Source organism: Lentzea chajnantorensis (assembly GCF_054300775.1).
The window spans coordinates 3,954,176-3,965,123 of the sequence record NZ_JBSDZT010000002.1 but is presented as its reverse complement, the minus strand read 5'-3'; the positions used below and the strand labels follow the sequence as shown (position 1 = coordinate 3,965,123).

Annotated in this window: 11 protein-coding genes; 4 read left to right on the top strand and 7 right to left on the bottom strand. The window is 73.0% G+C overall.

The annotated features are described in order from the left end of the window. Nucleotides 1–23: 23 nt before the first annotated feature. The 3 genes from ACVDFE_RS20165 to ACVDFE_RS20155 form a co-directional block, all read right to left on the bottom strand. Entirely contained in the window at nucleotides 24–1,436 is a 1,413-nt protein-coding gene (locus ACVDFE_RS20165) for a BTAD domain-containing putative transcriptional regulator (RefSeq protein ID WP_458431407.1), read from the bottom strand. 19 nt (nucleotides 1,437–1,455) lie between these two features. Further along, nucleotides 1,456–2,376: an ArsR/SmtB family transcription factor gene (locus tag ACVDFE_RS20160; protein ID WP_458431405.1), complete on the bottom strand. Its 921-nt coding sequence runs from the start codon at nucleotides 2,374–2,376 to the stop codon at nucleotides 1,456–1,458. A gap of 313 nt (nucleotides 2,377–2,689) precedes the next feature. Beyond that, nucleotides 2,690–4,009 carry an MFS transporter gene (locus ACVDFE_RS20155; RefSeq protein WP_458431404.1) on the bottom strand — a complete coding sequence of 440 codons (1,320 nt, stop codon included), beginning with the start codon at nucleotides 4,007–4,009 and terminating at the stop codon, nucleotides 2,690–2,692. A gap of 55 nt (nucleotides 4,010–4,064) precedes the next feature. Between ACVDFE_RS20155 and ACVDFE_RS20150 the strand changes: the two genes are divergently transcribed. After that, nucleotides 4,065–4,421, top strand: coding sequence for an ArsR/SmtB family transcription factor (locus ACVDFE_RS20150; RefSeq protein WP_360392829.1), 357 nt, complete (start codon nucleotides 4,065–4,067; stop codon nucleotides 4,419–4,421). Nucleotides 4,422–4,426: 5 nt separating this feature from the next. Here the strand turns inward: ACVDFE_RS20150 and ACVDFE_RS20145 are convergent, their stop codons facing one another. Further along, nucleotides 4,427–4,588 carry a hypothetical protein gene (locus ACVDFE_RS20145; protein ID WP_360392826.1) on the bottom strand — a complete coding sequence of 54 codons (162 nt, stop codon included), beginning with the start codon at nucleotides 4,586–4,588 and terminating at the stop codon, nucleotides 4,427–4,429. Nucleotides 4,589–4,804: 216 nt separating this feature from the next. Between ACVDFE_RS20145 and ACVDFE_RS20140 the strand changes: the two genes are divergently transcribed. The 3 genes from ACVDFE_RS20140 to ACVDFE_RS20130 all read left to right on the top strand — a co-directional run bounded on the left by ACVDFE_RS20140 (nucleotide 4,805) and on the right by ACVDFE_RS20130 (nucleotide 9,047). Further along, nucleotides 4,805–5,221 (top strand): hypothetical protein, encoded by a 417-nt coding sequence (locus ACVDFE_RS20140; protein ID WP_458431403.1) that lies wholly within the window; start codon nucleotides 4,805–4,807, stop codon nucleotides 5,219–5,221. Between the two features lie 112 nt (nucleotides 5,222–5,333). Next, the gene (locus ACVDFE_RS20135; protein ID WP_458431402.1) at nucleotides 5,334–8,255 is read left to right on the top strand and encodes a discoidin domain-containing protein; all 2,922 of its coding nucleotides are present in this window, start codon (nucleotides 5,334–5,336) and stop codon (nucleotides 8,253–8,255) included. 39 nt (nucleotides 8,256–8,294) lie between these two features. Next, nucleotides 8,295–9,047, top strand: a complete 753-nt coding sequence (locus ACVDFE_RS20130) for an esterase/lipase family protein (protein WP_458431401.1) — start codon at nucleotides 8,295–8,297, stop codon at nucleotides 9,045–9,047. Here ACVDFE_RS20130 and bla read toward each other — a convergent pair. Genes bla through ACVDFE_RS20115 form a run of 3 tightly spaced genes read right to left on the bottom strand, consistent with a single transcriptional unit; the run spans nucleotide 9,023 to nucleotide 10,840 of the window. Then, nucleotides 9,023–9,928: a class A beta-lactamase gene (gene bla / locus ACVDFE_RS20125; RefSeq protein WP_458431400.1), complete on the bottom strand. Its 906-nt coding sequence runs from the start codon at nucleotides 9,926–9,928 to the stop codon at nucleotides 9,023–9,025. The two genes, ACVDFE_RS20130 and bla, sit on opposite strands and share 25 nt — an antisense overlap. A gap of 14 nt (nucleotides 9,929–9,942) precedes the next feature. Beyond that, nucleotides 9,943–10,437, bottom strand: a complete 495-nt coding sequence (locus ACVDFE_RS20120) for a metallophosphoesterase family protein (RefSeq protein ID WP_360392811.1) — start codon at nucleotides 10,435–10,437, stop codon at nucleotides 9,943–9,945. Between the two features lie 55 nt (nucleotides 10,438–10,492). Next, nucleotides 10,493–10,840 carry a hypothetical protein gene (locus ACVDFE_RS20115; RefSeq protein WP_360392808.1) on the bottom strand — a complete coding sequence of 116 codons (348 nt, stop codon included), beginning with the start codon at nucleotides 10,838–10,840 and terminating at the stop codon, nucleotides 10,493–10,495. Nucleotides 10,841–10,948 lie beyond the last annotated feature (108 nt).

Here is a 10,948-nt window from a genome sequence, read left to right as displayed (position 1 = left end):
GCGGTGCGGGTCGAGCGGCCTGTCTACCCGCCAGACCCGCTGGACGCAGCGGACGTGGACGCTGTCGGCACGGCCTGAACCGCTGGCACGGCCTGAACCGTTGGCACGGCTTGGTCCGCCGGAACCGCCCACACGACCGGCACCGTCGCCGCGACGACAGCGGAAGGCGCGGCCGGTACCGGCGCCCCGGCAGCAGCGCCGACACGCCCGGCCATCGCCTTTCGCCCCGCCGCGACCCCCACTCCGCCCACCGACGCCGTCGGGTCGATCCGGTGCGCCAGCAGGAAGTCCGCCTCCGCCTCCACCGCCCGCCCGAGCCGTTGCAGCACGAACCCCCGCAGGTGTGCCGCCCGAGCCGCACCCCAGCCGCCCAGCGCCACGCCTTGCGTGTACGCCTCCACGGCTTCCTCCAGCCGTCCGCAGGCGACCAGTGCGTCGCCGCGCAACGCCCACGTGCGGTCGTCGCCGGGGCTCAGGGCGACCAGTTCGTCGGCGTGGCCGACCGCGCGTTGGCCCAGGCCGATCGCCAGGTGCGTCTGCACGAGGAGGGCGTGGAGGGCGTAGGCCTCGTCGGCCCACGCCAGGTGGTCGAACTCCGCCTCGCCCGGTGCGACGGAGGTCAGGCCCTCCACGGCCCGGCCGAGCAGGCGGTGGGTTTCCACGATGTCGCGCCGCACGAACGGGATCGTGGCGACGGCCCGGTGCAGGCGGACCCGTGCCAACGCGTCGGAGAAGCCCGCGTGCGGCAGTTCCGAGGCGGCCCTCATCGCCAGTGCGGCGGCCGCGTGCAGGGACGTCGAGTCCACTCCTGTGGCCGCGGCGCGGAACACCACGAACAGGGCCAGGTCCCGCCGGGTGGCGGCGGGCAGGCCGGAGCGGGCGCCGCGCAGTGCGAGCGCCTCCACGGCCGGGGCGGGCAGGTGGCAGCGCAGGACCGCGAGCTGTTCCGCGGCGAACTCGGCGGCGAACGTGTGGTTGCGCGCGTCGGCCACGGTCAGGCCGATCACGGACGCGGCGCGGTGCGGGTAGCCGAGGCGCAGGAACAGGTCGCAGGCCACCCGGCGTTCGGCGGGGCGCAGCGACGGCTCGCCCGCGTGGGCGTGCACCCGCCACCACAGTTCCGAGGCCAGGTCCACCGGGAACGTCGTCATGTCGGCGCCGGCGCCGTCCAGGCGGCCCCGGCTGGCCGCGGTCAGCAGCCGCAGCTGGGCCGAGGGTGGCGGGGAGAAGCGGGGTACGGCGGCGGACTCGCCGGCCACGAACGCGCGCGCCATCGCGTGTGTGATGCGGGCGTGCAGGGCGGACGTCGGCACGGGGTCGGTCAGGCCGGCGTAGACGCCGCACGCGTTGGGGACGTCGGCGGTGAGCAGGGCGCGCAGGCGGGTGGCCAGCGCGCGTGGGCTCGGGTCGGTGCGGTACCGCGGCAGCACGGTCATGCGGGCCTCCCGGTGGCGGTCAGGTGAGCAGTTCCCAGCCGCGCCTGGTCAGGCGGTGGCGGACGGAACGGCCGTTGCGGTGGGTCGACACGAAACCGGCGGTGCGCAGTGCGGTCGCGTGCTGTGAGGCGGTGGGCAGGCTGATGCCCACGTGCCGGGCGAGCTCGGTGGTGGTGCGTTCGGACGTGAGGGCGCGCAGCACGAGGGTGCGGGTGCGGCCCAGGGCCAGCTCCAGGGAGGCGCCGCCGGGCTGGGGTGTGGCGACCGGGTAGAAGAGCAGCGGTTGTGGTTCCGCGAACATCGACACGGCCGGGCGGGTGAGGCCGTGCAGCACCGGGACGATGAGCATTCCGGTGCCGCGCAACGAGATCTCGGTGTCCCAGGCGAGCTCCACGTGCAGGGCGGGTGCGGTCCAGGAGATCGACGGGTGCAGGTTGCCGAGCAGGTCGCCCAGGCCGCCGGTCACGGCCTGGCTGGACCGCAGCCGCACCTCCGCGTCGAACGCCTGGCGGGTCTCCGGCCAGTCGTGCTCGATCAGGTCGCGGTGGCCAGCGTTCAGCGCCGCGCGCAGGTCCTGGCGCGAGGTGGGCGTGCCCGCGGCGAACGAGCGCAGCCACGGCGAGGTGGTGCCGAGCATGGTCGCGATCTGGTCGCGCACGCGGGTTGCGGGCACGTCGAGCACCTGGCGCACGGCCTCGTCGAAGTCGGCGCGCGCGGAGTTGAAGAAGTCCGGGATGAACCGCCCCGGTCGCACCAGCTCGGCGAGCGGGCGGATCTGCGGCAGCAGCAGGCGGTCCCAGTTGCCGCTGTGCACCGTGAACACCAGTTCGTACATCGGCAGCGGGGCCGGTGCGAAACGGGTGCGCGCGAGGTCTTCCAGCTCGAAGAGAATGGTCAGTCCACGTCCCTTGGGCGCGGATTCGGACAACACGATCGGCATTTGCGTTCCCCCCGGAGTGCAAGCACTTCCGACGGTACGCAGATTTCGTTGTCCGGTCTCAGAGTTGTTCCGGTGTACAACGATCGGTGGACAATGTCAGACCGGCGGACCGCCCTGCTCGACAAGCTCGAACAGCAGGTCACGGGTGTCGTCGCGGTTCAACGACCGCCCTGCGGAAGATCGGTGGGCGTCACCCTGTCGAGTGCATCGGAATGAGTCGGCGCAGCCCGTCTGAATCGATTTGCCCGTGCGCTGCCGCACTTCGGGAACGGCCAGGAGCGCGACGCGGTCGTTCCCTCGGGCAAGTGACCCGTCAGTGGCGCGGCCACCGCTCGTGGTGGTCGTCGATGCGGAACGGGTGGGCGTGCCGCCACGCTCCCCCGGCCGGGACCGCGTCGCACAGGTGGTCGTGGCCGGGGTCGAGGTCGTCGTGGACGTGCTCGACGACCTCGGGGTCGGCCGTGGGCCACAGGTGCAGCGCGGCCAGGGCGGCGGTAGCGGCGAGCACGCCGAGCACGGCGAACGCCGCGGTGGTGCCGGCCGTGCTCGCGACCCAGCCGGCCAGCGGGTAGCAGACGAGCCAGCAGGCGTGTGAGAGCGCGAAGTCGGCGGCGAACAGCGCGGCCCGGTCGGGGTCGGCCGCGGACCGGCGCAGCAGCCGGGCTCCTGGCGTGAGCGCGAAGCAGCACCCCGCGCCGATCAACGCCCACAGCACGAGCACGCCCGTCCAGTGCGCCGAGACCGCGGTGACGCCGGCGAACAGCAGAGCGGTCAGTCCCGCGCAGGCGCGCAGCACGACCACGCGGTCGGGCAGCCGGTCGAGCAGGCGGGGCAGCACGAGTGCGGCGGCCAGCGAGCCGATCCCGTTGGCCGCCAGCGCGACCGCGACGTCCGGGGCGGCGCGGCCCAGCCCGTCGCGGACGTGGCCGACGGTGTTGACGAGCACCATGGACCCGGCGGCCGCGGCGGCGAGGTGGACGGCGAGCAGGCCGCGCAGCCGTGGTGTCGCCAGGTAGATGCGGAGGCCGCGGGTGGTGGCGCGGCAGCGGCCCGTGCGGGCCACCGGACGGGGCAGCAGCACCGACACCACGAGCACCGCCGACGCGGCGAAGCCGATGGACGTGCCGGTGAACAGGTGGCCGAAGCTGACGACGGTGAGCAGTGCGGCGGCGAGCGCGGGGCTGAGGAGGCCTTCGAGGTCGTAGGCCAGTCGCGACAACGTGAGCGCGCGGGTGTAGTCGCGTTCGTCGGGCAGCAGGTCGGAGATGGTCGCCTGGAACAACGGCGTGAACGCGGCGGATGCGGCCTGCAGCACGAAGATCAGCGTGTATACCTGCCAGATCTCGTCCACCCACGGCAGCGCCACCGCGACCGCCGCGCGCACGAGGTCCAGCGCCACGAGCACCACCCGCCGCGGCAACGCGCCGAGCACGGCGGCCGCGACCGGTGCCACGCCGACGTAGGCCAGCATCTTGACCGCCAGCGCGGTGCCGAGCACCGCACCCGCCTGTGCCCCGGCGAGGTCGTGGGCGAGCAGCCCGAGTGCGACGGTCGCGAGCCCGGTGCCGGTGAGCGCGACGACCTGCGCGCCGAACAGGTGGCGGTAGGTGCGGTTGCGCAGCACGACCAGCATGCGCGGCACTATATGTGCACATGTACGCACACGTCGACCATGACATCATGCGGGCATGGGCTCACGCGACCACGTTGCAACAACGGAGTCTTGGCAACAGCTGCCGTCGGGCAAGCACGTCGAGACCGCCGTCGACGGGTTCCGGATGCTCGCCGACCCGACGCGGCTGCGCATGCTGTGGTTGTTGTGCGGCGACGAGTACGACGTGACGACGCTCGCCGGGAAGGTGCAGATCGCGCGGCCCGCGGTGTCACAGCACCTGGCGAAGCTCCGCCTCACCGGTCTGGTCACGGTGCGGCGCGACGGCCGCCGTTCGCTCTACCGCGCCCGCGGCGGGCACGTGCGCAGGCTGCTGTCCGAGGCCGTCAACGCCGCCGACCACCACCTGACCGGTGCGCCCGACCACGACTGACGGGCTCAGTCCTGAGCGCGGCCGGCTTCGGCGAGGCGCTCGTGCAAGCGCTCCCTGATCTGGTCGGGCGTGTAGGCGGCCCGGCGGCGCTGGTTGCGGGCCACGAGCGCGCCACTGGCCGCGACACCGGCGAACGCGGCGATGCCGAGCACCTTCCAGAGCTTCATGTTGCCTAGGCTACGTGCCCATGGCGACAACCCTGGACGAAGCCGTCGAACTGACCAGGACCGGCGACGTGTGGGTCTTCCGCGGCCGCAGCGCGGCGGACCGGGCGATCCAGGCGATGACCAACAGCCCGGTCAACCACGTGGGCATGGCGGTGGTCCTGGACGACCTGCCGCCGCTGATGTGGCACGCGGAAGCTCGGCAAGTCGCTCAAGGACATGTGGTCGGGCACCCACCAGCGCGGTGCCCAGCTGCACGACCTGCGCGACGCCGTGGTGACGTGGCACGACAAGTACGGCCAGCGCGCGTGGGTGCGGCAGCTGCACCACCCCGTCACCAAGGAGGTGGAGGACGCGGTCCTGCAGACCATCGCCCGCCTGGACGGCACGCCGTTCCCGACCACCGCCCGGCTCGCGTCGCGCTGGCTGCGGGGACGGGTCCCGTTGCGGCCCAAGGCGGACGCGACGCTGGAGAGCGCGTTCTGCGCGGAGGTCGTGGCGGTCACCTACGAGGCCATGGGGCTGCTGCCCCAGCGCCGGCCGAACTGGTACGACCCCGGGCGGTTCTGGAGCGGGGACGACCTGGAGCTGCTGGACGGGGCGAAGCTGGGCGCGGAGATCGCGGTCACCGTCTGAGCACGGACCACGCCCGGCTGTCCACAAAACGACTTATATCGATCAGCACCTTGACCGCCGACCGGCCCGTCTCACACGATCGGGCCGGTCTCACCTCGAGGAGCTGACAACGATGTCATGGCAGATCGACCGCAGACGCTTCCTCCACGCCACGGGCCTGCTCGCCGCCGCGCCCGGGATCCTCGCCGCGGCGCCGGGCACCGCGCTCGCCCGCGAGGCGGCCCCGCAGCGGGCTGTGCGGGACGTCTACCACGAGGTGTTGCTGCGGCACACGAGGTGGTCCGAGACCCAGTTCGACGCGACGGCCGGGCGGTACCGGCGCACGGACTTCGGGTTCGCCGTCGTGCTCGGCAACGCGGTGCTGCTGACCAGGGGCACCTACGACGCGGCGCTCGCGGGTGTGGAGAAGGAGGTGCTCCGGCAGCGCACGCTGGCCACGATCAGGCACTTCGCCGCGAGCAACGTGCTGACCGGCGGCACGGAGTGGGGCAAGACCCTGTTCTGGGACACCACGTTCCAGTCGTACTTCGTGCTGGCGGCGCGGTTGCTGTGGCACGAGCTGGACGCGGCGACGCGGGCGAACGTCGAGACGATCGCGCGGGGGCAGGCCGACTACACGACGTCGCTCGGCACGGGCAACGACCCGCGGTCGGGCAGCTGGACGCCGAACGGGCTGACCGGCGGTCACCGCGGTGACACCAAGCTGGAGGAGATGGGCGTCTACGCGCAGGCGCTCGCGCCGGGGCTCGCGTGGCACGGTGACGGCAGCGGGTGGCGGGAGGCGTTCGGGCGGTGGAGCCGCAACGAGGCCGGGTTGCCGGCCGCGGACCTCGCCAACCCGGCGCTGGTGGACGGTGTGCCGATCACGGCGAACACCGCGCGGAACCTGCACGACACGTTCATCGTGGAGAACCACGGCTCGTTCGGCCCGCACTACCAGGAGGAGCTGTGGCGCACCTCGGGGCGCAACGCCGTGCACTTCCTGCTGGCGGGGCGGCCGCTGCCGGAGGTGCTGACCCGGCAGCCGAACGGGGAGCTGTTGTGGCGCACCATCCTCGCGACCATGAGCGACGCCGGTGAGCCGTTGATGCCGATGGTCGCCGACCGGGAGCACCTCTACGGGCGTGACGTCATCCCGCTCGCGTTCCGCGCGACCGTGCTGGGCGACCGGATGGCGGCGTGGGCGGAGAGCGCGCTCGCGGCCCGGTTGCTCGCCTACCAGAACCACCCGCCGACCTACCGGCTCGCGAAGTTCTCCGGTGAGGCCAAGTACGAGCCGGAGGCGCGGGCCGAGATCGCGATCAGCTACCTGCTGCACGAGCTGCGCCCGGCGCCGGCTCCGGTGTCGCAGCAGGAGTTCTTCGAGCGGGCCGCGTTCACGGTCGACCACGGCGCGGACCCCGGTCTGCTCACGCACCAGTCCGCGGCGGCCTGGGCGGGCACGGTCACGAAGCCGGGCTTCACGAAGCTCGCCTGGCAGCCCGCGCACGACGACTGGCTGTTCAAGATCAGCGGGGCGACCCCGATGCTGCTGCCGCCCGCTGCCGTGACCAAGCGCGCCACCGTCGTCTACCGGGAGGTCCGCGACGGGTTCGCCGCCACGGCGAGCCTGCTGGCGTTCGCGGACGGTTTCGCGGGCACGGCCACGCTGCCCACCGGCACGATCGTGTGCGCGCTCCCCCGGCCCGGCCGGGTGGACGTGCACAACCTGGACATGCCGGGCATCCTCAGCGGCTCCCGCACGTACCGGGGTTCCGCGGGCACGGCCGTGGTGCGGGCACGGGAGGCGTCCCGGGTCGACGAGCTGACGTTCCCGGAGACCACGGCCCGCCATGTCCGCGTGGTCGGGGTGCGGCCGCATCCCACCTACGGCTACTCGGTGTTCGACTTCGACGTGAACGGCGACCTCGCCCGCGGCAAGGCGACCACGGCGTCGTCGTACGACACCGGCCGTGAGCCGCGCATGGCCACGGACGGCAACCCGGACACGCGGTGGGCGGTCTCCCGTGCCGAGCGCGGGCGGGTGGACAGCTGGCTCGCGGTGGACCTGGGTGCCGCGCACGCGGTGAGGCAGGTGCGGCTGCGCTGGGAGTCCGCGGCGGCGGGCGCCTACCGGGTCGAGACGTCGGTGGACGGCGCCGCGTGGAAGACGGTCGTCGAGTACCCGCGGCCGGACCTGAGCACGCCGGGCTGGCTCGACGTCGACGGCCGCGCCGGGTTCGTCGCACGCGGGGCAGAGCCGATCAGGGTGGAGGGCGACACGATCACGCTGCCCGCGGGTGTGGTCGAGGGCTACGTGCGGGCCGATCTGCGGGCCATCGCCGCGCAGGCACCGCCGCAGTGCCCGCCGGGGGTGCGGGCGAGCGTCGCCGACGGGTACCTCAGCCTCTTCAACCTCTCCGGCGCCGCCGTCACCGGCACGGTCGCGCTGCGCGGGTCGCGGTTGTACCGGGGCACGCAGGTCACCACCGCCGGTGGGACGAACTACGCGCTCACCTTGCCCGCCGCCACCGCGCGGGTCGAGGCGCCGTGGTTCACCGCGCGCGACATCCCGGCCGGCATCACGGCCGTGGTGCACGACGGGCGGCGCGTGACGTTCCGCGGCGGTCCGGCCCGGTTCACGCTGGAGCACCGGGACGGCCGCACGCTGCCGGTGGTGCTGGGCCAAGCCGAGCACACGGTCACGATGCCGGGCGCGCAAGCGTTTCCGTTCGACGACCTGGCGCTCGGGCGGGTCACGTTCCCGAACTCGGTGCTGCCGCAGGGGATGACCGATCCGGCCGCCGCGGTCGACGGTGACCAGCGGACCGCGTGGACACCGGGGCAGGACGGGCGCATGGTCGTGGACCTCGGTGCGGTGCACCGGATCGAGGAGGTCCGGCTCATGTGGACGGACGGGCCGGTGCCGCCGCACACGACCGGGTACAGCGTCGACGGCCGGACGTACGGGACGGCGACGGAGGCGCGGTACGTGGCGGTCTCGACCGGGTGGCGTCCGGGGCACGCCTCGCTCAAGAGCATCACCGTGCGGTGACGCTGGTTTCAACGGCCGGGTCCGCGGCAAACCAGACGCATGTTCGACGGTCTGCGATCCGCGGCTCGGGAGAGCGCCTTCCGGGCTCTGGTCGACGTGCCGAGGCTGGTGCGCCACCCGGTGTGGCGCGCGGGCGACCCGTCAGCGGGCCGCGGTCTCGGCGTGGTGCTGGCGCCTGGTTTCGGTGCGGGTGACGTGAGCCTCGCACCGGCGGCGTCGTGGTTGCGCGCTCGCGGCTACCGGCCGGTCAGCGCGCGGATCGGGTTCACGCTCGGCTGCACGACCACGTTGTTCGGCCGGTTGCTGCGCAGCGTCGAGGCGCACGCCGAGCGCACCGGTGCGCCGGTGGTGCTGCTCGGCCAGAGCCGCGGCGGCGGTCTCGCGCGCCTGGCCGCCGCCAGAAGACCCGATCTGGTGCGCGGCCTGGTGATGATGGGCAGCCCGGTGCTCGACCCGCTGGGCGCGCATCCCGGTGTCATGCGCGTCGCGCGGTTCCTGACGCGGCTGTCGGCCGCCGGTCTGCCGGGCCTGCTCGACGCCGACTGCTTCGACGGGCCCTGCTACGCCGAGCACATCGAGTCGATGACCGAGCCGCTGCGGGTGCCGGCGATCTCGATCTTCTCGCGCGCGGACGGCGTCGTGCCGTGGGAGCTGTGCCAGGACCCGTACGCCGAGTGCGTCGAGGTGCGCAGCACGCACACCGGGATGGGGTTCGACCCGCACGTCTACGCACTGCTCGAACCCCGCCTCGCGCAGTGGGCGCGGTCTCAGGACAGGGTGGCGGCCACGTAGGCGGCGGCCTCCGCGAGCAGCGCCTGGTCGTAGGGCGCGTCCGCAGCGGGTTTGCTGGACATGAGCGCGATCAGCAGCGGCTCACCGGTGGGCGGCCAGGCGATGCCGATGTCGTTCATCGTCGCGTAGCTGCCGGTGCCGGTCTTGTCGGCGACCTTCCAGTCCTTCGGCACGCCGGCGCGGATGCGCTGGTCACCGGTGGTGTTGCGCTCCATCAGGTCGCGCAGGAACGCCCGGTGCCGCTCCGGCAGCGCGGTGCCCGTCACGAGCGCGCGGTAGGTGGTGCCGAGGGCGCGCGGGGTGCTGGTGTCGCGCGGGTCGCCCGGGACCGCGGAGGTGATGTCGGGCTCGACGCGGTCCATCCTGGTCACCTCGTCGCCGAGACCGCGCAGGTACGCGGTGAGCTCCGCGGGGCCGCCGGCGGTGCGCAGCAGGAGATTTCCGGCCGTGCCGTCGCTGTAGCGGACCGCCGCGTCGCACAGGTCGCGCAGGGACATGCCGGTGGTGACGTGCCGGCGGGTGATCTGCGAGCTCTTCATCAGCTCGGCCTCGGTGTAGGTGACGACGGTGTCCAGTGCGACGTCACGGCTGAGCACGGCCGCGGCAGCCAGTGCCTTGAACGTCGAGCAGAACGCGAACCGCTCGTCCGCGCGGTGCTCGACGGTGCGGTCGCCACGGCTGGCGAACACACCCAGGCGTGCGCCGAACTTCTGCTCCAGCGCGAACAGCGGCTCGTGCCGTGCCGCAGTCGTGGTGGTGGTGGTCGTGGTCGTCAACGGCGCGGCAGTGGAGGTGGTCTGTTGTTGCGGGGGCGGTGAAGCCGTGCATCCGGCGAGCGGAACCGCGGCGGCGGCGAGGAAGACACGGCGAGACAGACCCATGGCCTACAACCTAGTCACGGCGTGACGGGCACGATCCGCGCGTCGAGCAGTTCGCCGTCCTCGACGTGCAGCAGGGCGAGCGTGCCGTGCGGCTGGCGGCGCTTGTCGGTGGGCGAGCCGGGGTTGAGGATCCGGAAGCCGTCGTCCTGCTCGTCCAGCGGGATGTGCGAGTGTCCGAACACGACCAGGCGCGCGGCCGGGAACCGGCGGCGCAGGCGGGCGAGCCTGCCGGTCTTCTGGCCGCTGTCGTGGACCATCGCGACGGGCAGGCCCGCGATGTCGAGCTCGACGGTCTCGGGTGCGCCCCACGCCACGACGTCCGCGCCGTCGTTGTTGCCGCACACAGCGACGACCGGCGCGTACTGCGCCAGCTCGTCCAGGACGGGCGCCACGCACACGTCACCGGCGTGCAGGATCAGCTCGGCCGTGCGCAGGTGTTCGGCGACGGCCGGTGGGCACCGCTTCCAGAACCGCGGCGCATGGGTGTCGGACAGGACTACGACTCGCACCCCACCGACCGTAGTGGTGCCGGGACGCGCCTGCCCGCGCGCCCCGGCGCCGAGGTCAGCCCACGCAGTCGTCCTCGTAGGGGATGTTCGCGCGGATGTCGCCCTTGAGGTAGATCGCCGGGGTCAGGTAGCGACCGCCGTCCATCATGCTGACCATGATCCAGACGTTGTTGCTGTAGCCCAGGTCCCGCACGTACTGGCCGTACTCCCAGCAGTAGGCCACGTGCGTCTCACCTGCCCTGATCACGCCGACGGGGGTGCAGGCGAGGTGCTCGCAGTCCCTGATCACGGCGTCGTGCCAGGCCTCCACCGTCCAGGTGTCGGGGGTGGAGGCCTGCGCAGCCCCGGTGGTGCCCAGCAGGGCGGCCACGGCGAAGCCGAGCCCCAGTAGTGCCTTCTTCAATTTTCCTCCCCAGGAAAGTGTCGATCACAGGGGAAAACGCCGCCGGGGGCCGAGGAGGTTGCATGATCACTTTTGACGCAGGTTCCACTCGCGCGCGAGCGGGTACCC

Coding starts and splice junctions, on each gene's coding strand:
- ACVDFE_RS20165 (WP_458431407.1), bottom strand. CDS start 1,436: ATGACCGTGCTGCCGCGGTACCGCACCGACCCGAGCCCACGCGCGCTG.
- ACVDFE_RS20160 (WP_458431405.1), bottom strand. CDS start 2,376: ATGCCGATCGTGTTGTCCGAATCCGCGCCCAAGGGACGTGGACTGACC.
- ACVDFE_RS20155 (WP_458431404.1), bottom strand. CDS start 4,009: ATGCTGGTCGTGCTGCGCAACCGCACCTACCGCCACCTGTTCGGCGCG.
- ACVDFE_RS20150 (WP_360392829.1), top strand. CDS start 4,065: ATGGGCTCACGCGACCACGTTGCAACAACGGAGTCTTGGCAACAGCTG.
- ACVDFE_RS20145 (WP_360392826.1), bottom strand. CDS start 4,588: ATGAAGCTCTGGAAGGTGCTCGGCATCGCCGCGTTCGCCGGTGTCGCG.
- ACVDFE_RS20140 (WP_458431403.1), top strand. CDS start 4,805: ATGTGGTCGGGCACCCACCAGCGCGGTGCCCAGCTGCACGACCTGCGC.
- ACVDFE_RS20135 (WP_458431402.1), top strand. CDS start 5,334: ATGTCATGGCAGATCGACCGCAGACGCTTCCTCCACGCCACGGGCCTG.
- ACVDFE_RS20130 (WP_458431401.1), top strand. CDS start 8,295: ATGTTCGACGGTCTGCGATCCGCGGCTCGGGAGAGCGCCTTCCGGGCT.
- bla (WP_458431400.1), bottom strand. CDS start 9,928: ATGGGTCTGTCTCGCCGTGTCTTCCTCGCCGCCGCCGCGGTTCCGCTC.